Source organism: Methylosinus trichosporium OB3b, from assembly GCF_002752655.1.
Taxonomy (GTDB): domain Bacteria; phylum Pseudomonadota; class Alphaproteobacteria; order Rhizobiales; family Beijerinckiaceae; genus Methylosinus; species Methylosinus trichosporium.
This window is the reverse complement of record NZ_CP023737.1, coordinates 3737365-3759593: the sequence shown is the minus strand read 5'-3', so window position 1 is coordinate 3759593 and position 22229 is coordinate 3737365. Positions and strand designations below refer to the sequence as shown.

21 protein-coding genes are annotated in these 22229 nt (G+C 66.8%); 4 read left to right on the top strand and 17 right to left on the bottom strand.

Annotated features, from left to right (window positions below):
* Positions 1 to 90: 90 nt before the first annotated feature.
* On the bottom strand, positions 91 to 894 hold the full coding sequence (locus CQW49_RS17845; RefSeq protein ID WP_003610311.1) for a sterol desaturase family protein: 804 nt from the start codon (positions 892 to 894) through the stop codon (positions 91 to 93).
* Positions 895 to 1133: 239 nt separating this feature from the next.
* On the opposite strand from CQW49_RS17845, the gene CQW49_RS17840 reads away from it, so the two are divergent.
* Positions 1134 to 2813: a SulP family inorganic anion transporter gene (locus CQW49_RS17840; protein ID WP_003610313.1), complete on the top strand. Its 1680-nt coding sequence runs from the start codon at positions 1134 to 1136 to the stop codon at positions 2811 to 2813.
* Positions 2814 to 2831: 18 nt separating this feature from the next.
* On the opposite strand, the gene CQW49_RS17835 is transcribed toward CQW49_RS17840, so the two are convergent.
* From CQW49_RS17835 to CQW49_RS17810, 7 genes are all read right to left on the bottom strand, one after another.
* Complete coding sequence (locus CQW49_RS17835) at positions 2832 to 3419, bottom strand: DUF4276 family protein (RefSeq protein ID WP_003610315.1); 588 nt, start codon at positions 3417 to 3419, stop codon at positions 2832 to 2834.
* A gap of 4 nt (positions 3420 to 3423) precedes the next feature.
* A complete protein-coding gene (locus CQW49_RS17830) occupies positions 3424 to 4524 on the bottom strand; it encodes an AAA family ATPase (RefSeq protein WP_003610317.1) in 1101 nt (366 codons plus the stop codon).
* A 144-nt stretch (positions 4525 to 4668) separates the two neighbouring features.
* Complete coding sequence (locus CQW49_RS17825) at positions 4669 to 5703, bottom strand: aspartate-semialdehyde dehydrogenase (protein WP_003610318.1); 1035 nt, start codon at positions 5701 to 5703, stop codon at positions 4669 to 4671.
* Between the two features lie 167 nt (positions 5704 to 5870).
* Complete coding sequence (locus tag CQW49_RS17820; RefSeq protein WP_003610320.1) at positions 5871 to 6248, bottom strand: 6-pyruvoyl trahydropterin synthase family protein; 378 nt, start codon at positions 6246 to 6248, stop codon at positions 5871 to 5873.
* Positions 6245 to 6877, bottom strand: coding sequence for a 7-carboxy-7-deazaguanine synthase (gene queE / locus CQW49_RS17815; protein WP_003610322.1), 633 nt, complete (start codon positions 6875 to 6877; stop codon positions 6245 to 6247). Before queE ends, CQW49_RS17820 begins: the two co-directional genes overlap by 4 nt.
* 148 nt (positions 6878 to 7025) lie before the next feature.
* Positions 7026 to 7472 carry a DUF6678 family protein gene (locus CQW49_RS24750; RefSeq protein WP_155931247.1) on the bottom strand — a complete coding sequence of 149 codons (447 nt, stop codon included), beginning with the start codon at positions 7470 to 7472 and terminating at the stop codon, positions 7026 to 7028.
* A 212-nt stretch (positions 7473 to 7684) separates the two neighbouring features.
* A complete protein-coding gene (locus CQW49_RS17810; protein WP_003610324.1) occupies positions 7685 to 8053 on the bottom strand; it encodes a c-type cytochrome in 369 nt (122 codons plus the stop codon).
* A gap of 243 nt (positions 8054 to 8296) precedes the next feature.
* Here CQW49_RS17810 and CQW49_RS17805 point away from each other — a divergent pair, with 243 nt between their 5' ends.
* Together CQW49_RS17805 and phbB are read left to right on the top strand one after the other, a co-directional pair.
* Positions 8297 to 9472: an acetyl-CoA C-acetyltransferase gene (locus CQW49_RS17805; RefSeq protein ID WP_003610327.1), complete on the top strand. Its 1176-nt coding sequence runs from the start codon at positions 8297 to 8299 to the stop codon at positions 9470 to 9472.
* Between the two features lie 166 nt (positions 9473 to 9638).
* The gene (phbB, locus tag CQW49_RS17800; RefSeq protein ID WP_003610328.1) at positions 9639 to 10364 is read left to right on the top strand and encodes an acetoacetyl-CoA reductase; all 726 of its coding nucleotides are present in this window, start codon (positions 9639 to 9641) and stop codon (positions 10362 to 10364) included.
* 98 nt (positions 10365 to 10462) lie between these two features.
* Here the strand turns inward: phbB and CQW49_RS17795 are convergent, their stop codons facing one another.
* The 3 genes from CQW49_RS17795 to CQW49_RS17785 form a co-directional block, all read right to left on the bottom strand.
* Entirely contained in the window at positions 10463 to 12601 is a 2139-nt protein-coding gene (locus CQW49_RS17795; RefSeq protein ID WP_003610330.1) for a PAS domain S-box protein, read from the bottom strand.
* 181 nt (positions 12602 to 12782) lie between these two features.
* Entirely contained in the window at positions 12783 to 14852 is a 2070-nt protein-coding gene (locus CQW49_RS17790) for an elongation factor G (protein ID WP_003610332.1), read from the bottom strand.
* 132 nt (positions 14853 to 14984) lie between these two features.
* Positions 14985 to 16055 carry a DUF2332 domain-containing protein gene (locus tag CQW49_RS17785; protein ID WP_024749540.1) on the bottom strand — a complete coding sequence of 357 codons (1071 nt, stop codon included), beginning with the start codon at positions 16053 to 16055 and terminating at the stop codon, positions 14985 to 14987.
* Between the two features lie 136 nt (positions 16056 to 16191).
* Here CQW49_RS17785 and CQW49_RS17780 point away from each other — a divergent pair, with 136 nt between their 5' ends.
* A complete protein-coding gene (locus CQW49_RS17780) occupies positions 16192 to 16632 on the top strand; it encodes an Hsp20 family protein (protein WP_003608249.1) in 441 nt (146 codons plus the stop codon).
* A gap of 90 nt (positions 16633 to 16722) precedes the next feature.
* Here CQW49_RS17780 and CQW49_RS17775 read toward each other — a convergent pair whose 3' ends face one another.
* From CQW49_RS17775 to mltG, 6 genes are all read right to left on the bottom strand, one after another.
* On the bottom strand, positions 16723 to 17559 hold the full coding sequence (locus CQW49_RS17775) for an FTR1 family iron permease (protein ID WP_003608251.1): 837 nt from the start codon (positions 17557 to 17559) through the stop codon (positions 16723 to 16725).
* A 13-nt stretch (positions 17560 to 17572) separates the two neighbouring features.
* The gene (locus CQW49_RS17770) at positions 17573 to 17905 is read right to left on the bottom strand and encodes a cupredoxin domain-containing protein (protein ID WP_003608252.1); all 333 of its coding nucleotides are present in this window, start codon (positions 17903 to 17905) and stop codon (positions 17573 to 17575) included.
* Between the two features lie 195 nt (positions 17906 to 18100).
* The gene (locus CQW49_RS17765; RefSeq protein ID WP_003608255.1) at positions 18101 to 18445 is read right to left on the bottom strand and encodes a hypothetical protein; all 345 of its coding nucleotides are present in this window, start codon (positions 18443 to 18445) and stop codon (positions 18101 to 18103) included.
* 162 nt (positions 18446 to 18607) lie between these two features.
* The gene (gene gmk / locus CQW49_RS17760) at positions 18608 to 19246 is read right to left on the bottom strand and encodes a guanylate kinase (RefSeq protein ID WP_003608257.1); all 639 of its coding nucleotides are present in this window, start codon (positions 19244 to 19246) and stop codon (positions 18608 to 18610) included.
* Between the two features lie 88 nt (positions 19247 to 19334).
* Complete coding sequence (locus tag CQW49_RS17755) at positions 19335 to 20222, bottom strand: YicC/YloC family endoribonuclease (protein WP_003608258.1); 888 nt, start codon at positions 20220 to 20222, stop codon at positions 19335 to 19337.
* A 100-nt stretch (positions 20223 to 20322) separates the two neighbouring features.
* Positions 20323 to 22155, bottom strand: a complete 1833-nt coding sequence (gene mltG, locus CQW49_RS17750; protein ID WP_003608260.1) for an endolytic transglycosylase MltG — start codon at positions 22153 to 22155, stop codon at positions 20323 to 20325.
* Positions 22156 to 22229: the final 74 nt, after the last annotated feature.

Here is a 22229-nt window from a genome sequence, read left to right as displayed (position 1 = left end):
GCGGCGCCACTCGGCCCGCCGACGCAAGATGACGAGCCGCATCGGGCGAGATTATGGCCGATGCGCGGCGGCTCGATCGGTAATCTTCCGTCAGGCCATCTCCTCCCGCACCCGCTGGCGCGCGCGCTCGGGCACGAGATCCCAGCGGGTGCGAAAGATCGTGTCGCAGAGGCCGGGACTGCCGAAGCCGTCGGAAAAGCTCACATTGCCGCGCGTGTGGTGATTGCCATGCGCGATGCTGGAGGTGAGATGGTCGAGCACGGCGTTCAGCCGCCGGCGCCAGCCGCTCGCCGCCGGATCGCGGAAGGCGACGCCGAAATCATAGCCCGAATGCTCATAGAGTCCGCCGAAGGCGCCGAGGCAGGGCACGACGAGATGGAACAACATGTTCGAGCCGCCGCCGCCGACCAGAACGAGAGGCAGGAGATAAGGCAGGGTGATCTCGAGGAAGAAGTCGGGCGCCGATTGATAGCAGGCGCTGATCGCCTTGCTGGCGCCGGTCGTGTGATGGAGCGTGTGGCCGAGCGGGCGCATCAGCGCCGGATGATGCATCAGCCGATGCGAGGCGTATTGCACGATATCATGGCCGACGCCCATGGCGGCGAGCAGCAGCGCCGCCCCGGCGAGCGAAAGCTCGGACGAGCCGACGAAGGCGAGGCCGAAATATTGCGTCGCCAGCATGGCCGGCAGCAATATCGCCGTCTGATTGAGCAGCACGCGCGGCAGCAGCCGCCGATAGCTCAGGCGATCGAGATCGCGCGTCTTGAAGCGCGCGAGCCGACGCGTCCGATCGCACCATTCGAACGCCAGTCCGACGCCGTGAAAGGCGATCATATGGACGAGCCAGGCGAGCAAGGACAGCGGCAGGGCGACAGCGAGCGGATCGAAGGACATGAAGGCGAGTTCCTGGCGGGAGCCGAAACGACGCGTGCGCCGCAAAGCGCGCCGAGCGACTGAACTCATCAGTTCATAGCCGAGTTCTGGGCCATTTTGAAGGCCTCTGTGACGCGCGCATTGTCGCGCGCGCCCAACGGCTTGCGCGTGGCGGGCCGGCGGGCCCGTCGACCACGGAGCGCCGCGCCCTAGATGCGACGGAGCGGCCGCCTCTCGAGCCGTCTCCCGGAGCCAAGGTCATGCCGGCGCGCGGATTCTCGCTGTTCTCGTCGCTCCGCCACGCCGCCTGGCGCGCCGATCTCGCCGCCGGCGTCACCCTCGCCGCCATCGCCATTCCCGAGCAGATGGCGACGGCGCGGCTCGCCGGCTTTCCGCCGCAGATCGGCTTCTTCGCCTTTCTCGCCGGCTCGCTCGCCTTCGCCGCCTTCGGCGCCAATCGCTTTTTGTCGTCGGGCGCCGATTCGACCATCGCGCCGATCTTCGCCGGCGCCCTCGCTCTGCTGGCCGCTCGCGGCTCGCCGCAATTTCTGGCGCTCGCCTCCTTCCTCGCTCTCCTCGTCGGGGCGATCCTCGTCATCGGCTTTCTGCTGCGCGCCGGCTGGATCGCCGATCTCCTCTCGGTTCCGGTGACGACGGGATTTCTCGCCGGCATAGCGATCCATATTCTGATCTCGCAGCTGCCGGCGCTGCTCGGCCTGCCGAGCGTCGAAGGCAATGAGTTCTATCGGGTGAAGGAAATGGCGAGGCATTGGCGCGAGGTCGATCCGGCGACTCTCGCCATCGGGCTCGGCGCGCTCGCGACCATCGCCCTCGGCGAGAAGATCGCCCCGCGCCTGCCGGCGGCGCTGCTCGCGCTCGCCGGCGCGAGCCTCGCCGTGCGCTTTTTCGATCTCGAGCGGCGCGGCGTCGCCGTGCTCGGCGCGGTGTCGACCGACGTGCCCCATCCGCGCTTTCCCGAGATCGCGGCGGCGGATATTCCGCATCTCGTCGGCCTCGCCATCATCATCGCCATGGTGATCATGGTGCAGACGGCGGCGACCTCGCGCTCCTTTCCCAATGAGGAAGGGCGCGCGCCCGATGTCGATCGCGATTATCTCGGCGTCGGCGCCGGCTGCCTCGCCGCCGGCCTCGTCGGCGCCTTCGCCGTCGACGCCTCGCCGCCGCGAACGGCGATCGTCGCCGCGACCGGCGGGCGCTCTCAGCTCTCCTCCATCGTCGCCGCGCTCGTTATCGGCGCGCTGCTCCTCTTCGGCGCCGCGCTGCTCGCCCATGTGCCGGAAGCGGCGCTCGCCGGCGTGCTGCTATTCATCGCCGCGCGCATCTTCCGCCTGCATGTGATGCGCGACATCGCCCGCAAGACGCGCGCCGAGCTGGCGCTGGTGGCGCTGACCATGGCCGCGGTGGTGGCGCTGCCGGTGCAGACCGGCGTGTCGCTCGCCATTCTCCTGTCGCTGCTGCATGGCGTGTGGACGACGACGCGCACGCGGCTCATCGGGCTCGAACGCGTGCCCGGCACATCCATCTGGTGGCCCTGCGGCGGCGACGGAGCCGGCGAGCGGCTCGCGGGCGTGCTGGTCGCCGGCTTCCAGGCGCCGCTCTCCTTCCTCAACGCCTATGGTTTTCAACGCGAGCTGCGCGAGGCCATCGAAGCGAGCGCGCCGCGCCCGAAGCTCGTCGTGCTTGAGGCGAGCAATATCGTCGAGATCGATTACACCGCGGCGGGCGTGCTCGCGCGGACGATCATGGATTGCCGCGCCGCGGGCGCGGAGGTCGCGATCGCCCGGCTCGAATCGGTGCGCGCGAAAGACGCGCTGCAGCGATTCGGCGTGATGAAGACTCTCGGCGAAGGAAGGCTGTTCCGCAGCGTCGACGAGGCGACGCGGACACTGGCGCCGGAGGCGGACGTCATCGACCCCTGATGGCGATGACGCGTCGGCTCATGTCAAAGCCTCACGAATTCGTCGGCTCGCCTTGGCCAAGCTCGGACTTCGGCCGGAGGCCCGTTCCGCCGACCAACTCGTTCGAATGAACTCACATAATCTCGAATTATAGCCGAATCCCTGCGACGCCGCGGCGCCTTTCATCGGCAAAAGATCATCGCGCAAGTCCCTCGGCGCGGAGCGAGCGAGGCGCAAGAGATATTGCTTGGGATCTTGCAGAGATTCGGGCTCTGCATCAATCTTCTGCGGGGAAATGTGAAGGAACATCCCCATTCCTTCTCTGTCCGCCAACAGCCATGCTTCGACCTCACGAACCGCCACACGAAAAACGAGATTCGGCGGACGAACTTTCGCGCCGAACCAGTCGCGCATCAGCGCAGGCGGACAGGACGCCGCATCCAGGTCGGTGAGAACGACGACCGGCGCTCTCCTCGCCGTTTCGCAAAACTTATCGATGCTTCGGCGAAGATAGCCATAGCCGTTCTTGCGAACGGCCCGAACGCCTGCTTCGCTTCCCCCGGCCTCGATGACGAGCCGACAGACCACGGCCTCGCTCAACTCGTCTTCCGTCGCGACGAGCAGCATCGGCTCAGCTCAACGCCATCTTATGCAAATCTTCTGGGTGCGCTTTCGGTAGCAGAATCTCGGCGGGCGAATGCCCTTCTCGCATCAGAACGAGTTCGTCGTCCGAGGGCGGTTGAACGATCGTTCCCTCTTGAACGCGCTGGAGACGGAGAACGCCTCTTCCATCGATGCTCTTGTTATCGAGCAGCGCCTGACTATGCGTGCTGATGATGATCTGTCTTTGTCGCTTCTTCGTCGAGCGGCGAACCTGCTCGATCAGACGCGGAAGGTTGCGAACGATCTCCTCGTCGAGAGAAAGCTCGGGCTCTTCCAGCAACAATAAGCCATCTCCTTCCATGAGAAGCCAGAACAGCGCTATCAGCCGGAGCGTTCCATCCGAGAACTGGTCCTCCCGCTGCCACCCCGCACCGGGGCGATGATGCGCATATTTGGCCTCTAAATGAGGACGTCCGGTGATCTCGTCGCGGACGAATTTCAATTCCTCGAACTGAGGAACGGCCACCGACAGCGCCTTTTGGATGCGCGACAGCCGGGAGCTTCTGACTTTTGAACTCGATTTGGCGACCCGCTCGAGAAAGGCCTGACCGAACGGATCGCTTTCGACGGTCTGCCCGCCGATCGCGCTTCCGAACTTGACCAGTTGCGGAACGAGATGCAGATAAGCGATCTCGCTGAATTGATCGGCGAGTTCTCTGAATTCGGAGTTTGTCTGAATTTGCTCTAAAGAGGTTTGCGTCAGCCGCTCCCGATCGAGAAGGTCGTTCTCGTCGGGTCGTCGAAGCGGGCAGCTCTCTTTACCATCGACGAATTTGTATACTTCTTCAGCGGCAATGATCGGCCGCTTAGCGCCGCTGCTTTCAGATTTGAGCGCGAGAACATACCTCCAGAGAGGCGTCGGATCATCGAATTTTTCAGAAAGATGAACCTCTATCACGACCTCTGGCTTGCTGCGCGCGTGCAAGCAACGCAGCTTCTTCAGCCCCCCGCGATCGGCTATGGCTTTCTGGATGCCGCCGCCCTGAGCCTTGGCGATATCTCTCAGGAAACGGAACACGTCGAGCAGGTTGGATTTCCCGGTCGCATTTGCGCCGAGCACATAGGTCACGTCCAAGAGCCTCGCTTCTGCGTGCTGGAAGTTCTTCCAATTCTGAAGCTTGACTCGAGAAATCAGCATGACCTATGCGCCCGCCCGATATCTTTATGCGTGTCTCTCGCTTTAGACGCCAGCCACGAAAAACCAGAAGCCCCTTCACGCAGCCTTCTGCTTCGGCGCGATCAGCTTCCGGTTCATCAGCACCTCGGCGATCTGCACCGCGTTCAGCGCCGCTCCCTTGCGCAGATTGTCGGAGACGCACCACAGGACGAGGCCGTTCTCGACAGTCGGATCGTCCCTGATGCGCGAGACATAGGTCGCGTCCTCGCCCGCCGCCTCGTGCGGCGTGATGTAGCCGCCGGGCTCGTGCTTGTCGATGACGAGCACGCCCGGCGCCTCGCGCAGAATATTGCGCGCCTCGTCGGGCGACAGCGGATTCTCGAACTCGATGTTCACCGCCTCGCTGTGGCCGATGAACACCGGCACGCGCACGCAAGTGGCGACGAGCTTGATCTTGGGATCCAGGATCTTCTTCGTCTCGGCCACCATCTTCCATTCTTCCTTGGTGAAGCCGTCCTCCATGAAGACGTCGATCTGCGGAATGAGGTTGAAGGCGATGCGCTTGGGAAACTTCTTCGATTCGAGCGGATCGGAGACGAAGATGGAGCGCGTCTGGGCGAACAGCTCGTCCATGCCCTCCTTGCCGGCGCCGGAGACCGATTGATAGGTGGAGACGACGACGCGCTTGATCTTCGCCGCGTCATGCAGCGGCTTCAGCGTGACGACGAGCTGCGCGGTCGAGCAATTGGGATTGGCGATGATGTGCTTCTTGGTGAAGCCGGCGGCCGCGTCGGCGTTCACCTCCGGCACCACCAGCGGCACGTCCGGGTCCATGCGCCAAGCCGAGCTGTTGTCGATGACGACGCAGCTCTGCGCGCCGATGCGCGGCGACCATTCGCGCGACACGTCGCCGCCCGCGGACATGAGGCAGATGTCCGTGTCGGAGAAGTCATAGGTGTCGAGATGACGGCATTTGAGCGTCTTGTCGCCGAAGGACACCTCCGTCCCGATCGAGCGGGACGAGGCGAGCGCGACCACTTCCGAGACCGGAAAGCGGCGCTCCGCCAGAATGTCGAGCATCTCGCGGCCCACATTGCCTGTGGCGCCCACGACGGCGACCTTGAAACCCATGGGACGTTCTCCTCGTGCCCCGCCACGACGGCGGCGCGGCGAAGCGAGCCTGAAGGCTCGCGGTCCAGTTCCCGCCCCTCGGACCGCGGGCCTTCAGGCTCGCTGACCGCGCAACCTGTCGACTGTCGGGTTATGGCCGCGACCGGTCGGAATGTCGAGCCCCGACGTCAGCGCTTGCGCAGCACGCAGCCCTCGTTGCAGGTGTCGCGGAACACGCCGACCTCGAAGATCGCCGGCAGGTCGGCCTCGAGGTCGCGCCAGATAAAGACGCAGAGATTCTCGAGCGTCGGCTTGCCGAGACCGTCGAGCTCGTTGAGGAAGGAATGGTCGAGCGTCTCGCGCAGCAGCGCGAGGCGGCGGCCGAGCTTGCCGAGGTCCATCACCCAGTCCTCGCCCTCGACCCGCGGCCCGCGCAAGGTCACCCGCACGCGGAACGAATGTCCGTGCAGATTGCGGTAGATTCCGCCGGTCGGGTGCTCCGGGTCGCACAGAGCGTGCGCCGCCTCGAAGCAGAACTCCCGATAGACTTCGAACTCGAGTGTCATCTCACCCCGATCGTCTTGTGCGTCTGCAGCGAGAACCGCCAGCGCGGATGCGCGAGGCAATAATCGACCGCCGCCCTCGTATTCTGCGCCGCCTCCGGCCCATCCATGGGCTGGAGCAGGAAATGGTCGAAGGCCAATCCCTCGAACAGCTCCGGCTCGGCGCCCGGCTGCGGATAGACGAGCTTCAGCTCGTCGCCGGAACTCTGAACCAGCGGCGCCCCGGCCTTGGGGCTGACGCAAATCCAGTCGATCTCGCTCGGCGCGGCGCGCGTCCCATTGGTCTCGATCGCGATCTCGAAGCCCGCATCATGGAGAGCGTCGACGAGCGCCGCGTCGATTTGCAGCATGGGCTCGCCGCCGGTCAAGACAACGAAACGCCGCTCGCGCTCCCCTCCCCAGAGGCCGGCAAGATGCGCGGCCAGCGCCGCGGCGGTCTCGAACCTACCGCCGCCCTCGCCGTTGGTCCCGACGAAATCCGTGTCGCAGAAGCGGCAGACGGCCTCGGCCCGGTCGATCTCGCGACCACTCCAGAGATTGCAGCCGGCAAAACGGCAGAAGACGGCGGCCCGCCCGACGTGGCGGCCCTCCCCCTGCAGCGTCTTGAATGCCTCCTTGACCGCATAGGCCATGATGTCGGGTCCGGCTCCGGCGATGCGGCCTGATTAGGGCCTCGCGCCGGCCGGGTCCAGCGCGGCTGTCCTCGACGTTCTCGCCGGTGGGGCGGTGAGCCTCGGAGCGAGCGATCGATATCCCGCTTTCAAACGGCGAAGCCCCACCTCAACAAGGAAGGGTCTCGGTCACATGCCCTATGATCAATAAACCGGCTGCTGATATCTGCGCCGGATATTTTCCAAGCTTATCAATCATATTCTTGATTGATTCTACGTCCTGCTCAAGCTTTCCGTCTGGAACGCCCGGATTGCCCCTCTTGTATTTGGCTATACGGGGGATGAGCATCCATTCGATCGACCGCAGAGGTATCGGGCCGAAACACGCAAAAGTGTCGACCCAAGGCCGCGGCGGGTATAGAGCCATCGGGAAATAAACTCTTTGTTCTTCTGAAACGTCGATAAATTTCACGAGGCAATATTCGAGCCGCCGCTCGGGTTCGTTCAATATTGAAAGCAGCTTTCGCCATTTCGTGTCCGACATGAGCGAAGCGTGCGCGCGCGCCCGAATCACGCGACCGACGCGCTGAAGCTCCTCGCGCCCATGTGTGGCCATGCTGCACCTTCCGAAAGCATCGGGTCCCGTCGGCTAAAAGATAGCAGGACTGCTTTGCTTTGAAAACAATCGTTTCAACATCGACGTGTCGCTCGATCTGCCCGAAGCGGCCAGCTCCTCGGCGCAACCGGCGAACGAGAACGGTGGGGCCGAAAGCTTCGTCCTCGGCAGTCGCGACGAGGCGCGGGACTGCTGCGGCGCGCCGCCTCTATCTACCCGTTCCTCGGCCGGTCGTCTTTGTCGATGCCGGGCTCCGGAGGGCGCGGGCGCGGGTCGAGACTGCGGATATAGGAGACGATGTCGTCGATCTCGCGCCGCGACAAATGCATGTCGGGCATTTTCGGATGTGGATCGACGAGGAAATTGGCCAGCGCCTTGGCGTCCTCGCGGCGATGGGCGATGTCGGCGAAGCTCGGCGCGTCGGCCATGGCCCGCTTCTGCCCGTCGGTCACCAGATGGCAGGAGGCGCACCAGCGCTGAGCGATCCGCTTGCCATGGGCGGCGTCGCCGGCCGCGAGGGCCGGAAGGGCGGCGATGATCACGGCCGCTGCGGCGGCGATCGCGAATTTTTGTGGCGCCATTGGCTCTGTCCTCCCCTGTGGCGACGCCGGACGCCGCCTATCGATTCGGCATCAGAACATGATTTATCGCGCGAGAGAATGCGGCCGAGGCGCGCGAGGGACGCGCCGCAAGTCATCTCCACGAGGGGCGCGCGGCGATTTGTTCGCCCGCGGGCGCTTGACGAGCCTCGCCGCAAAATGCTCAAGGTGCGCTCGAGTGGCGTCCGCGGGCGCCTCGCAAGCTCGACCTAGCAGGAGATCGACATGACGACGGAAATCGTGATCGTTTCCGCGGCGCGTACCGCCGTTGGATCGTTCAACGGGGCGTTCGGCGCGACGCCGGCCCATGAGCTCGGAGCCGTCGCGGTGAAGGCCGCCATCGAGCGTGCGGGGCTCGCGCCCGCCGACATCGATGAGGTCATTCTCGGCCAGGTGCTGGGCGCCGCGCAAGGCCAGAATCCGGCGCGCCAAGCGGCCATCAAGGCCGGCGTGCCGCAGGAGAAGACCGCTTTCGGCATCAATCAGGTGTGCGGCTCGGGCCTGCGCGCCGTGGCGCTCGCCGCCCAGCAGATTCAGGCCGGCGACGCGAGCGTGATCGTCGCTGGCGGCCAGGAGAGCATGTCGCTGTCGCAGCACTCCGCGCATATGCGCGCCGGCACCAAGATGGGCGACGTCAAATTCGTCGACACGATGATCGTCGACGGCCTGACCGACGCCTTCAACAATTACCACATGGGCATCACCGCGGAGAATGTCGCGGCCAAGTGGCAGATCAGCCGCGCCGAGCAGGACGCTTTCGCCGTCGCCTCGCAGAACAAGGCGGAAGCCGCCCAGAAGGCGGGAAAATTCAAGGACGAGATCGTCCCCTTCACCGTCTCGACCCGCAAGGGCGACGTGATCGTCGACCAGGACGAATATATCAAGCATGGCGTGACGCTCGAGGGCGTCGCCAAGCTGAAGCCGGCTTTCACCAAGGAGGGCACGGTGACGGCGGCCAACGCCTCGGGCCTCAACGACGGCGCCGCGGCGCTGGTCGTGATGTCGGCCGCGGAAGCGGCGCGGCGCGGCCTCACCCCCCTCGCCCGCATCGCCTCCTGGGCGACCGCCGGCGTCGATCCGTCGGTGATGGGCTCCGGCCCGATCCCGGCCTCGCGCAAGGCGCTCGAGAAGGCGGGCTGGAAGATCGGCGATCTCGATCTCGTCGAGGCCAATGAGGCCTTCGCCGCGCAGGCGCTGGCCGTGAACAAGGACCTCGGCTGGGATCCGGCGATCGTCAACGTCAATGGCGGCGCCATCGCCATCGGCCATCCGATCGGCGCCTCGGGCGCGCGCGTCCTGACGACGCTGCTCTATGAGCTCGCGCGTCGCGGCGGCAAGCGCGGCCTCGCCACGCTGTGCATCGGCGGCGGCATGGGCGTCGCGCTGACGATCGAGCGCTAGAGCGCTTTCCGATCGAACGGCATCGTTCGATCGACCAGAATTCGCTCAAACGAAAAATGCCAGAGCGTGATGCGATCCAATCGGATCGGATCACGCTCTAGATATCGGACCGCGAGCCTTCGAGGCTCGCGGTCCGGCTTTTTGACATTCGATGAAGGAGGACGAGGTGGGCAGAACAGCGGTTGTGACGGGCGGAACGCGCGGCATCGGCGAGGCGATTTCCAAGGCGCTGAAGGCGGCAGGCTATAATGTCGCCGCGACCTATGCGGGCAATGACGAGGCGGCGAACAAGTTCAAGGACGCGACGGGCATTCCCGTCTATAAGTTCGACGTGTCGGACTATGACGCCTGCGCCGCCGCTCTCGCCGCCATCGAGACGGACCTCGGCCCCGTCGACGTTCTGGTCAACAACGCCGGCATCACCAAGGATCGCCTGTTCCACAAGATGGAGCTGGCGCAGTGGCGCGCGGTGATCGACACCAATCTGAACTCGCTGTTCAACGTCACGCGCCCGGTCATCAACGGCATGCGCGACCGCGGCTTCGGCCGCATCATCGTGATCTCGTCGATCAACGGCCAGAAGGGCCAGGCCGGCCAAACCAATTATTCCGCCTCCAAGGCCGGCGACATCGGCTTCGTCAAGGCGCTGGCGCAGGAGAGCGCGGCGAAGGGCATCACCGTCAACGCCATCGCGCCCGGCTATATCGCCACCGAGATGGTGAAGGCGGTGCCGCAGGAAGTGCTCGACAAGCACATCATCCCGCATATCGCCGTCGGCCGCCTCGGCGAGCCGGAGGAGATCGCCCGCGCCGTGGTGTTCCTCGCCTCCGACGAGGCCGGCTTCATCACCGGCTCGACGCTGACGATCAACGGCGGCCAGTATCTGACCTGATCCACAGGGTGGATTTGCTTCTCGAGAAGCGAGCCTGAAGGCTCGCTCTTCCGAGGCTTCGAAATGGAGGACGCAGCCCTGGAGCGGGGCGCGTCCCCTCACTCCGCCTCGGCATAGGCCGCGTCGCCATGCTCGCCGGCGAGCGGCAAGGTGAAGCTCAAGATCGCGCCGCCGCCGGGGTTGGACTCGGCCCAGAGCCGGCCGTAATGCGCCTCGACAATGGCGCGCGAGACCGCGAGGCCGACCCCGAGACCGTGGGTCTTGGTGGTGACGAAGGGCTCGAACAAGAGACTGGTGATCTCCTCCGAGAGTCCCGCGCCGGTGTCGGCGATATCGGTGCGGATCATGCCGCCCTCGAGCCGCGTCGAGATGACGAGCTCGCGCCGCTCGGCGCGCTGCATCGCCTCGACGGCGTTGCGCTCGAGATTGATCAGCACCTGCCGCATCTGCGCGCGATCGACGATGACGCGATCATTGGCGGCCGCGAGCGCGATCGTGACCGCGACCTTCGCCGTCGTCTCATCGGCGCCGGCGACGCCGCTGGTTTCCTCTATGATCCGATGCAGGCTCTGCAGCGTCTTGTCCGGCTCCGCGGCGGCGACAACGCCGCGCAATTCGCCGATGATCTGCGCCGACCGCATGACCTGGGCGACCGCGCGCTCCAAAATTCGCTCCAGATCGACCGCCACCCCCTCGCCGCGCCGGACGCGCTGCAGAAGCCTTCGCGCCGTGCCGAGATAAGCGGCGATCGCGGACAGCGGCTGATTGACCTCATGGGCGACGCCGGCCGCCACCTGCGCCATCAGATCGAAGCGATCGACACGCAATTTATGCATCTGCGCTTCGGCGCGGCGGCGCTCGGTGAGGTCGCGCAGGAAGCCGATGAAGAGGCGGCCGCCTTCGAACGGCGCCTCGGTGATCGTCAGCTCCAGCGGAAAGGCCGAGCCGTCCTTTCTCCGCCCGACGAGCCCCCCCACCTCCGGCTCCGCGTCCCTGGCGGCCGGCCAATCGGCGAGAAAGCTCCCCGGCTCCAGCGCCTGCGGCACGAAGAGGCCGAACGGACGGCCGATCGCCTCGCCCGGCTCATAGGCGAACATGCGCAGAGCCGCGGAGTTCACCGACAGGATGACGCCGCTCTCGTCCAGAGTGACGATGCCGTCGACGGCGCTCTCGACCAGCGCCCGCAGATGCGCCTGACTGGCCATCGCCTCGCGCTCGCAACGCTTGCGCTCGCTCACGTCGCGCATGGTGCGGGCGAAGCCGCGCAGCCGTCCGCGGTCGTCGCGCAGCGGCGAGACCTGCATCTCGACCGGGAAGGAGGTCCCGTCCTTGCGCAGACATTCGCTCTCGCCCTTGTAGCCGCCATGCGCGACCGCCGAATCGAGCTCCTGCGCCGCCGCGCCGCGCCGATCCTCGGGATAGAAGACCGCGACGTCGCGGCCGACGATCTCCGCCGCCGTCCAGCCGCATATGCGCTCGGCGCCGAGATTCCAGCTGGCGACGCGCCCCTCGGGATCGAGAGTGAACAAGGCCGTGTCGGGCGCGCCTTGCGCCATGAGACGGAAATATTCCTCGCTCTCGCGCTGCGCCTGCCGCGCGCGATGGGCGGCGACATTCTCGATGACCTCCCATTGGCCGTTGCGGCGCATCAGCGCGAAATCATGACGTGCGATGACGTCCAATACTTCCGATGCGCCGCAGCAGGACAAAGGATAGGAGCATAGCGACAGAATTCGTCTCGAGGAGACCAGAGAACCGAGCCGCGTTTCATATTTCGCTATATGCGGCCATTCCTCGGCGCCGAACTCGAAGGCGTTGCCGGCGACGCGCAGCCCCGCGAAGCCGCGAACGGACGCTTCCTCCAGCTTGTTTTCCAGCACGCGCAACGCATGCGCGCCGTCGAGCCGGCCTTCATGGAGATAGACCGCCTCGAAGGGCGCGATTTCGATGAGGCCGGCGGCGCGTCCTTTGCGCAATTGCGGCGAGAGACGTCCCAGAGCCGCCCGAGCCTGCTCGACGCTGACCGGCGGCGCGACCGCCCACAGGCATAGCTCCTGAGCCGCGACGCCGGCGGCGAAATAAGGCGCGACGATCTCCAGGAGCTCGTCCGCATTGCGATAGAACTGGCAAAAATGCGAGCCCCAGGCCAGCTCGCCGACGCACTCGATTCCAGAGACGCGGAGCGGCTCGTCTATTCCGATCGACCCGTCGAAGCACAATTGCGTTTCGGAATGCATACGCTCTGTTCCGGAATAAACGGCACGCGCAGACAATCGGCGGCGCGACGGCGAACGCCGTCGACGCCGCCATGTCGCCGCATCGACTTTGCCAAAATGATACAGCGCTGAGACGCCTCTCAGCCCGGATCAAGAAGCGAGCCAGAAACTCGCCGTTTCTAACCGGGACAGGCTTCCGCGGTCAGCGATCCGCAGCGGCTCCTCGCGCGGCGACGACCTCGCGCGCCTGCCGCCCCACCACCTCGGCGAGATGATCGAAGGCGGCCTCGAAACTGCCGGCGCCGGAGGTGGCCGAGCGCAGCTCGATGATGAGGTCGCCGATCTCCGCCTCGGGGATCAGCGCCTCGATCTCGTCCCAGCCGTCCCAGCCGGAACGCGCGCGAAATCCGAGTATTTGCCCACGCCGCGCGGTCACGAGGGAGGCGGCGCGCGACATGGCGTCGCTCGGCGTGCGCATCACCACGGCGAGCAGGGGCTCGAGCAGCAGCGGCTCCGCCTTGCCGAGCGCCTCGGTCATTCCGATGCGGGCGGCGATGCGGAACGCCATGTCGGAGGAATCGACGCTGTGATAGGAGCCGTCGACCAGAACCGCCTCGACATCGACGACCGGAAAGCCGAGTGGGCCGTGGACCAGCGCGTCGCGGCAGCCGGCCTCGACCGATGAGTAGTATTGTTTTGGCACAACTCCGCCATGGACCCGCTCGACGAAGCCGAAGCCCTCGCCGCGCCCGCGCGGACCGACTTCGAGCACGACGTCGCCGAACTGGCCATGGCCGCCCGACTGCTTCTTGTGCCGGCCGCGCACGCTCACCGCGCGGCGGATCGTCTCCCGGTAGCCGACGGCCGGCGGATGCGTCGCGACAGTGACGCCGTAACGGGAGGCGAGCCGCTCCAGCGCAACGCGAATATGCATCTCGCCCTGGCCCAGCAGCTTCATCTCGCCGAGCTGCTGATCGTGAACGAAGACGAGCGACGGGTCCTCGTCGATCAGCTTGGCGAGCGCGGCGGTGAGCCGCATCTCGTCCTTTCGATCCTTCACCGCGAGCGCCAGCGCATAGACCGGAGCCGGCGTCTCGATCTTCGCCGGAGCGGGCGCCGGGCCATGCGTCTCGGCGCTCAGAATATCGCCGATCGCGGCATGCTCGAGCCGGCCGAAGGCGAGCGTGTCGCCGGCCTCGGCCACGGACTGCTTCGTCGCGGCGCCGCCGATCAGCGAGGCGAGGCCGGAGATCTTGTCCTCGACGCCCGAGGCGCCGACGACCGGCTGGCCGTCGTGAAAGCTTCCGCGCAGCACGCGCGCCAGCGACAGCTTGCCGCCATGCGGCGTATGGACGGCGCGGATCACCTGCGCCAGCGCCGGACCCGCGTCGGCGACGCCGAGCCGCGCCCGCGTCGCGCCGATCCCCGGCGCCTCGTGACGCAGCGCCTTCATGAGCCGCGTGACGCCGGCGCCGCGCTCGGCCGCGCCGACGAACACCGGCGCGACATGGCCGCCTCGCAATTCCTTGGCGAGATCGTCGAACACCTGATCGCGCGGCGGCTCGATATCGGTGATCAGTTCCTCCATCAGCGCGTCGTCGTAATCGGCGAGCCGCTCCAGCATGGAATAGCGCGCCTCCTTCTCGAGGACGGTCTCGCCGGGCGGAATGTCGATCACCTCGGAAGGCGCATGCTCGCGATAGACATAGGCGCGCTCCAGAGCGAGATCGATGAAGCCGACCGCAATGCCGTTGTTCCAAATCGGGATTTGCCGCAGCAGCAAAGGCGTTCGCGAGACCGACTGCAGGAACGAGAGCGTCTCGCGCAGATTGCCGGCGGCGGCGTCGATCTTGTTGAGGAAGATGAAATGCGGAACGCCGGCGTCCTCGACCGCGCGCAGCACGAGCTGAAGCGCCGGCAGCTTGCGCGGATCGGCCTCGGCGACCACGATGGCGGCGTCGGCGACAGGCAGGAGCTGACGCTGCTCATGGGCGAATTCGACCGAGCCGGGGCAATCGACGAACACATAGCGGTCGCCGAGATAATCGACGCCGCCGACATTGCTCTCGACGCTCATCGCATGGGCGCGCGCCTCGGGCGAGGAATCGCCGACGCTGGTCCCGTCGCGCACGAAGCCCTGGCGCGCGATCGCGCCGCATCGCGCCAGCAGGCACTCGAACAGGCTCGTCTTGCCGCTCTGAAAGGGGCCCACCAGCGCGACCAGACGCGCGCCTGCGGCTCTCGTCTCGCCGGACGTTTTCGTCTCACTCATGACCCGCTCCCGTTGCCGGCGCCGGCGAGTGGAAACCTTGTCGGCTCCGTGACCGCGATGCTCCCACCAAGCCGAGCGGCGCGCAACCATGAAAGCATGACGCGTCGCCGCAGGAGTCGTTGGGTCGCAACATCAAGACATAGGAGACAGCGCCCGCGCATTCCACTGCGCCCAGCGTCCGTGGAAGTCGGCGCGGCCGAGCGCCACGCTCTCGCCGCCCGGCCATAATGTCAGCGTGACGGCGGCCGAGCGCATGTCGCCGTCGGCCTCCATGCGCGCCCAGGCGAAGGGCGCCTGTGGCGTCGCCGCCGCCCCCGCCGCCGCGATCGCGGCTTTGGCGCGCGTCTTCGTTTCCAGCGGCAGATATTGCCAGACGATAGTGTGATGCAGCAGCCGGGCGCGGCCGGGCGCGAGCGGCGCGGCGAGGCGCGCGGCGAGAAAATCGCCGGCGTCGGCGCGCGCGACCCGCTCGTCGCGCCGCGCCGCCAGCGCCAGCGCCCGCTCCACGCGCGCGAGGCGTTCGGTCTGGTCGGGCCAGACATAAGCGAGCAGGCGCTCGCGATCGGCGGCGAGCGCGGGATCGAGCGGATCGACGTCGCAGCCGGCGCGCGCGGCGATCTCGAGCGGCGCGGCGAGCGGCGGCGGCTCGCCGCGCCAGTCGCAGACGAGCCTCAATCCGGCGTCGGGCGCCCCCCAACAGCCGACGCCGAGTTCGAAGGCGTAGCGGTCGAAATGGAGATTGAGCCCGGCGCTGGCGCCGATCTCCAGCACTTCGAGCGGCCGCTTCACCAGATCGGCGACGCAGAGCGCGGCGCCCAGCAGGATCGAGGATCGCGCCGTCTCATTGGTCTGCGGCGGCCGATCGAGAAAGGCGGCGAGCGATGCGTCATGCGCGGCGATGGCGCTCGCGAGCGCGCGCCGCAGCGCCGCTTCATCCGGCGCCTGCGGGGGATAGACGGCGGCAAGCTCCGGCGCGCGGCCCGAACGGGCGAGGAAATGCAGAGCGCCAGCGGCGCGCAGCGGCAGCGCATCGGCCGTCGCGCGCTCTCCCCAGCTCAGAATGCGGCGCCCGAAGGCGCTGCGCGCATCGAGATCGCGGCGCAGAATATCGCAGAGCGCCGCGGTGAAGGGCGAGCCGAGATTGCGACAGGCTTCGGCCTGCGTCACGAACGCAGCGTCGATGGAGGAAGGCGTGAGGCTCATCTCGCGATGCTACGTGATCATGCGCGGTGCCGGAAGCGCCGCTTGATCGTGTCGAGCTTCGGCTCCATATACGCCGCGGGGCGCCGATGACGGGCCTCGCGAGACATTTCACGAGAAGCGCCGCGAGGGCTTCGCCATGGCACGACTGCCGACGCTCAATTCCCCTTTTCTGCTGGGGTTCGACGAGATCGAGCGCGCGCTCGACCGCGTCACCCGCTCGGCCTCGGACGGCTATCCGCCCTATAACATCGAACGCCTTCCGCGCAGCGAGGACAGCCCCGAGCGGCTGCGGTTGACCTTGGCCGTCGCCGGATTCACGCGCGACCAGCTCGACATATCGCTCGAGGAGAATCAGCTGGTCATTCGCGGCAAGCAGACCGACGATCGCGAGCGGCAGTATCTGCATCGCGGCATCGCCGCGCGCCAGTTTCAGCGCGCCTTCCTGCTGGCCGAGGGCATGCAGGTGCTGGGCGCCGATCTGCTCAACGGGCTGTTGTCGATCGACCTCGTGCGCCCCGAGCCGGAGCGCGTCATCCGCAAGATCGATATTGCGACGCCGGACGAGCCGGGAAAGTAGACGCCCAGAGACCTCTCAGGAAAGGCGTCCCTTCTCCCACTTGTGGGAGAAGGAGAGAGCGTCGAGAGTCCGCTTTTTCTTCGTACGGCTTTATTCCGCCGGCGCCTGCACCGTCTTCGGCGCGCGCGGGGGCGGCGCGGCGAGCTTGGTCGCGATCGCGATTCCCGCCAGAGTCGCCACATAGACGATGACCTGCAATTGCGTCGGCTGGTCGGTATAGCCGATCAGCGTATGCAGCACGCGCCCGAAAACGCTCGAATCCGGCAGGATGGCGGACGTGTCCCACAAGGTCTCCGACAAGGCCGTGACGATCCAGGCCTGCTGCAGAAAGCCGATGCTCTGCGCGGCGAGGCCGGCCGCGAGCAGAGTGATCATCGCCGTCGTCACCGCGAACAAATGGCGCGCCGGTATGGTGACGAGGCCGAAATAGGTGAGCGCGCTCACCGCCGCGCCGAGCGCGAGGCCGCCGAGCCCGCCGAGCAGCAGCGCCGCTCCGGTCTCGCCCGAAGCGAGAATGCCATAGAGGAACAGCGCCACTTCCGACCCCTCGCGCAGCACGGCGAGAGCGACGACGACGGCGAGCGCCACAAAGGATTTTTCGCCCGCCACGGCGGCGCGGCCGACCGCCGCCAGCTCCGAGGCGAGCTCGCGGCCATGACGCGCCATCCAGATATTATGCCAGGCGAGCATCACGACGGCGACGGCCAGCACGCCGGCGTTGAACAATTCCTGGCCGCGGCCGGCGACCGCCTGCGACAGAGCGTCGGCGAAGACGGCGACGACGCCGGCGCCGAGCGCGCCCGCCGCGACGCCGCCGAAGATGAAGGGCCGCGCCCCTCGCGCGCCGCGCGTGACCGCGAGCACGATGCCGATCACGAGACCCGCCTCGATGACCTCGCGAAAGACGATGATGAGCGCGCCCAGCATGAATGCTTCCCTCTTACTCGACGACCAGCTCGCCCTTGGCCGTGTCCTCGTGATATTCGCCGGCGAAGGCGTAGCGGCCGGGCTTCAGCGGCCGCAGCCGCACGGTGATCTCGCCATTGCCGGCGACCACCTTCTCGACCTTGAGCGCCTTGCTCTCGAACTCCTCCGGCGTAGCGTCCAAATTTTTCACCGTGATGGCGATCGGCTCGCCGGCGCGAGCCGTGAGCGAGGCGGGCTCGAAACGATGATCCTTGATCGAGAGTTCGAGCGCAGTCTCGCTGGAGGCGGTGGCGGCCGAGCCCGCCAGAGCGGCGGCGATGGCGAGAAGGGTGCGGAAACGTGTCATGTCATGGCCTCTCGAAGTGAATGACGTCTCCCCCCGCCAGCTCCGCTTCCGGGAAAGCAAGAATTGGCCCAGCGTGCGCGTGCGAGGAGCGTTATCGAACTGTCATAATATCGTAAGATGGCAATGTTTCTCCAACAATGCCGCAAGATCGGATTGCTTCCAAACTTGCTCGGACCAATGGTCGCGGGGCGAGGCTCAACCGGGATAGCCGTGGCGCGACTTGCTGGCGCGCAGGAGCGACAGCGCCGCGCCGCCGCGTCCAGCCGCGCAGGCCGAATCGGCCGGCGCCAGCTCCGATTGGATGGTCGCGTAGACGCTCTGGCCGACGTGCCCCATGGCGAGGTCGTTGTCGAGCACGGCGCGATAGCGGGCGAGCGCGCCGGCGCAGCCCTCGCCCGCGGGCAGAGCGAAATTCTGTGGAGTGACCGTGCGGCTCGCGACGACAGGCGCGCTCGCCGTCGGCGGCTGCGCGGAATTGCAGCCGGCGAGCGCGAGAAGGGCGAATGCGGCGGCGAAGGATGGATTGCCGGTCTCAGGCATCGACTTTTCCCCCTTTGGATCAGTGAAAACGAATTCGAAGCCCTTCGAGAGCGAGCCTGAAGGCTCGCGGTCCAGGGGCCGCGCTTGGACCGCGAGCCTTCAGGCTCGCTCTTTCAGCCCAATCAAATCGGCTGAATCACGCCAAGATCGCCCGTCGCGCGATCATTCGTTGAGCAGGCGCTCCACGAAAGCCTCGATTCCCTTCATGCGCCGCGGGCGGCGCTGACGCTCGGAACGCAAAATGGCGATGAGATCGTCGAAGGTGCGCTGCAGATCATCATTGACGAGCACATAATCATAGGCCTTCCAGCGCTGGATCTCGTTGCGGGCGTTGTCGAGCCGCCGCTCGATCGTCTCGCGTGAATCCTCGGCGCGCCGCTCGAGCCGCGCGCGCAGCTCTTTCATCGACGGCGGCAGGATGAACACGGTGACGGTGTCGGCGCCCATCTTCTCGCGCACCTGCTGCGTGCCCTGATAATCGATGTCGAACAGCGCGTCGCGCCCCTCGTTCAATATCTCCTCGACCGGGGCGCGCGGCGTTCCGTAGAAATTGCCGTGCACCTCGGCCCATTCCAGCAGCTCGCCGGACTCGCGCATCGCTTCGAAGCGCTTCTGCGAGATGAAGGAGTAATGGATGCCGTCGACCTCGCTGGAGCGCCGCGCGCGCGTCGTCACGGAGATCGACAAGGTGAGGTCGAGCTCCCGACTCTGCAGCAACATGCGCGTCAGCGTCGTCTTTCCCGCGCCGGAGGGCGAGGAGAGGATGAGAACTATACCGCGGCGGTCGGGGGTATGGGGCATCGGCGGTCCATGGCGAATAGCGAGCAGCGAATAGCGAGTGGAAGGCTCGGTGCTCGCTATTGGCTACTCCCTATTCGCTATTCGCTCATCACTCAATATTCTGCACCTGCTCCCGCCACTGCTCCACCTCTATCTTGAGCTCGAGGCCGATCGCGGTGAGGGCGCCGTCGTTGGATTTGGCGCAGAGCGTGTTGGTCTCGCGCGAGAGCTCCTGCGCGATGAAGTCGAGCCGGCGGCCGACCGGCCCGCCCTTCCCGAGCAGATCGCGCGCGCTTCCCACATGCGCCTTCAATCGATCGAGCTCCTCGCGAATATCGGCCTTGACCGCGAGCAGCACCGCCTCCTGATGCAGGCGCTGCGGATCGAAGGCGGCGCCGGTGTCGAGCAGGGCGGCGACCTGCTGCGCCAGCCGCGCGCGCACCGCCTCGGCGCCGCGGCCGGGCAGCGCCTCGGCCTGCGCCGTGAGCCCGGCGATGCGGTCGAGCCTCTGCGTCAGCACGGCGGAGAGCGCCGCGCCCTCGGCGAGGCGCGAGGCGGCGAGTTGATCGAGCGCTGTGGCGAGCGTCTTCAAAATCTGCGCGTCCAGCGCATTGCGCTGCTCCTCGTCGTCTTCCGGCTCGACAATCTCGACGATGCCGCGCACCGCGAGCAGGCCGTCGAGCGAGGCAGGGCGCAGGGACGCATGCAGAGGAATATCGTCGAGCGCTTTCAGCAGACGCTCGAGCGCGGCGCGATTGACGCGCGTCTCGACGACGGAATCGTCGCGCTTGGCGGTGAGGCCGGCGAAGCACGCCCCACGCGTGACGCGCCCGCCGATGAGCGCGCGCGCCTTCACCTCCACAGCGTCGAAATTGGGCGGCGCGCGCAGCCGCAGGTCGAGCCCCTTGGCGTTGACGGTCTTGATCTCCCAGGCGTAGCGCCATGGTCCGAGCGTATCATGGGCGCGGGCGAAGCCCGTCATGCTGGCGAGGGACATGTTGCTCCTATGGAGGGCGAGTAGGGAGTAGTGAATAGGGAGTAGTGGTCTCGGAGCGAGTCACTACTCACTGCCCACCACTCCCTACTCCCCACTCACTTCATCGATAGCTCGCCAAATTCGGCACCGTCTTGGGCGAGCTCAAATCCCAGCTCTTGTCGCGCAGCGGATCGAGCGGCGTGCCTTCCGAAGCGTCGAAGGCGCGCGCGCGGCCGCGCCGTCCGGCCGCGGCGGCGACAGCTTCCTGAGCGCCGGCCGCCACAGCCGTCTCGCCGCCGGCGTCATCGGCTGCCGGCTCGGGAGCGAGGCCGAGTCGCGCCGCCCGCGCGCGCTGCTCGGCGCGCAGACGATCGGGAACGGGATAGGTCGCCGAAGGATCGGAAAGATCGTCGCCCGTGTCGGCGACGACGGCGTCCGCCTCCTCCTCCTGCGGCGCGGCGAGCAGCAGCGCGACATTGGCCGTCTCCGGCCGGGCGCGCTCGGCGAAGTCCGTGGTGAACAGCGGCGGCGCGATCTTCGGCGCGGCGGCGCGCTCGAAGGAGAGGCGCAGGCTCTCCGCATTCTCGCCGGCGAATTGCGGCGGCACATCCGGCAGATAGGCGCCGAGGCGCTTCAAGGCGCCATGATCGGCGGTGACGCGCAGCCCGCGCGGATGGTCCTCGCGCGGCTCGTCCACCGCGATCAGCCGGCCGATTCCATCGGCCTCGCCGCGTCGGCGGCGCGCCGGCGGCGCCTGATCAGGCTGCGGCGACGGACCGACGAACGAGCCGGGCTCGGCGCGGTCCACGCCCTTCTCCTTCTGGTCCCGCTCGATCTGCCGCCAGCGCTGCACATTGCGCTGATGCTGCTCCAGCGTCTCTGCGAACACATGGCCGCCGGTCCCATCGGCGACGAAATAGAGATCCTGCGTGCGCGAGGGATTGGCCGCCGCCTCGAGCGCCGCCTTGCCGGGATTGGCGATCGGTCCCGGCGGCAGCCCCTCGATCGCATAAGTGTTGTAGGGCGTGTATTTCTCGAGCTCGGAGCGCAGAATGCCGCGCCCGAGCGTCGCCTTGCCGCCGACGAGGCCATAGACGATGGTCGGATCGGACTGCAGCCGCATTCCCTTGCGCAGCCGATTGACGAAGACCGCGGCGACGCGCGGCCGCTCGTCGGCGCGGCCGGTCTCCTTCTCGACGATCGAGGCGAGGGTGACGAGTTCGTAAGGAGTCTTGATCGGCAGATCGGGCGAGCGGCGCGACCAGATATGGTCGAGGAACTTGCGCTGATCCTCCTGCATCTTGATCAGGAGCTTGGCGCGGGGATAGCCGCGCGCGACCTTGTAGGTCTCGGGAAGCAGCGCGCCTTCCTTGGGCGTCTCCGGCATGTCGCCGGCGAGCACCTCATTGTCGCGCAGACGCCCCAGCACCTGCTCCGTGGTGAGCCCCTCGGGAACGGTGACGCCATGCAGCAGCTGGCGGCCGCCGACGAGCTCGTCCATCACTTCCCGCAGGCTGGAGTTCTGCTTGAACAAATATTCGCCCGGCTTCAGCTTCGAGCGGGCGCCCTCGATCAGCAGCGCGATATTCATCAGCATCGGGCTGTCGATGACGCCCTCGCGCTCGAGCGTCGCGAGAATGTCGGGGACGTCGCTGCGCGGCGCGATATAAACGATCTTCTCGGCGCCGAGAGGACCCGGCTCGCGCAGCTTGTGCATGACCGCGATGACGCCGAACACGCCGGCGATGGCGAACAGGAGCAGCACCGACAAAAAGCCGCTGAGCGCCGAGAGCGCGCCCTCGCGCCGCTTGGAGCGGCGCGGCGGCGGAGGCGGCGCGTCCGGCTGCGCCTGCCGGCTCGCCCGGCGACGAAAGAAAGACGACGAATTCTGACCGTCCGGCTCGCGCGAGCCTTGCTCCGGCTGGTCGGGCGGGCCGTTCTGAGCGTCGCTCATCGGAGCACTCCGTCTTTGCGTTTCGTCGGTCGCGTCGTCGATCGGCTCAATTGCATCGCGGCCGCGTGGAGGGA

Coding starts and splice junctions, on each gene's coding strand:
- CQW49_RS17845 (WP_003610311.1), bottom strand. CDS start 894: ATGTCCTTCGATCCGCTCGCTGTCGCCCTGCCGCTGTCCTTGCTCGCC.
- CQW49_RS17825 (WP_003610318.1), bottom strand. CDS start 5,703: ATGGGTTTCAAGGTCGCCGTCGTGGGCGCCACAGGCAATGTGGGCCGC.
- mltG (WP_003608260.1), bottom strand. CDS start 22,155: ATGAGCGACGCTCAGAACGGCCCGCCCGACCAGCCGGAGCAAGGCTCG.
- CQW49_RS17775 (WP_003608251.1), bottom strand. CDS start 17,559: ATGCTGGGCGCGCTCATCATCGTCTTTCGCGAGGTCATCGAGGCGGGT.
- CQW49_RS17790 (WP_003610332.1), bottom strand. CDS start 14,852: ATGAGTGAGACGAAAACGTCCGGCGAGACGAGAGCCGCAGGCGCGCGT.
- CQW49_RS17795 (WP_003610330.1), bottom strand. CDS start 12,601: ATGCATTCCGAAACGCAATTGTGCTTCGACGGGTCGATCGGAATAGAC.
- CQW49_RS17770 (WP_003608252.1), bottom strand. CDS start 17,905: ATGACACGTTTCCGCACCCTTCTCGCCATCGCCGCCGCTCTGGCGGGC.
- CQW49_RS17810 (WP_003610324.1), bottom strand. CDS start 8,053: ATGGCGCCACAAAAATTCGCGATCGCCGCCGCAGCGGCCGTGATCATC.
- gmk (WP_003608257.1), bottom strand. CDS start 19,246: ATGCCCCATACCCCCGACCGCCGCGGTATAGTTCTCATCCTCTCCTCG.
- CQW49_RS17805 (WP_003610327.1), top strand. CDS start 8,297: ATGACGACGGAAATCGTGATCGTTTCCGCGGCGCGTACCGCCGTTGGA.
- CQW49_RS17840 (WP_003610313.1), top strand. CDS start 1,134: ATGCCGGCGCGCGGATTCTCGCTGTTCTCGTCGCTCCGCCACGCCGCC.
- queE (WP_003610322.1), bottom strand. CDS start 6,877: ATGGCCTATGCGGTCAAGGAGGCATTCAAGACGCTGCAGGGGGAGGGC.
- CQW49_RS17765 (WP_003608255.1), bottom strand. CDS start 18,445: ATGCCTGAGACCGGCAATCCATCCTTCGCCGCCGCATTCGCCCTTCTC.
- CQW49_RS17755 (WP_003608258.1), bottom strand. CDS start 20,222: ATGTCCCTCGCCAGCATGACGGGCTTCGCCCGCGCCCATGATACGCTC.
- CQW49_RS17835 (WP_003610315.1), bottom strand. CDS start 3,419: ATGCTGCTCGTCGCGACGGAAGACGAGTTGAGCGAGGCCGTGGTCTGT.
- CQW49_RS17785 (WP_024749540.1), bottom strand. CDS start 16,055: ATGAGCCTCACGCCTTCCTCCATCGACGCTGCGTTCGTGACGCAGGCC.
- CQW49_RS24750 (WP_155931247.1), bottom strand. CDS start 7,472: ATGGCCACACATGGGCGCGAGGAGCTTCAGCGCGTCGGTCGCGTGATT.
- CQW49_RS17780 (WP_003608249.1), top strand. CDS start 16,192: ATGGCACGACTGCCGACGCTCAATTCCCCTTTTCTGCTGGGGTTCGAC.
- CQW49_RS17820 (WP_003610320.1), bottom strand. CDS start 6,248: ATGACACTCGAGTTCGAAGTCTATCGGGAGTTCTGCTTCGAGGCGGCG.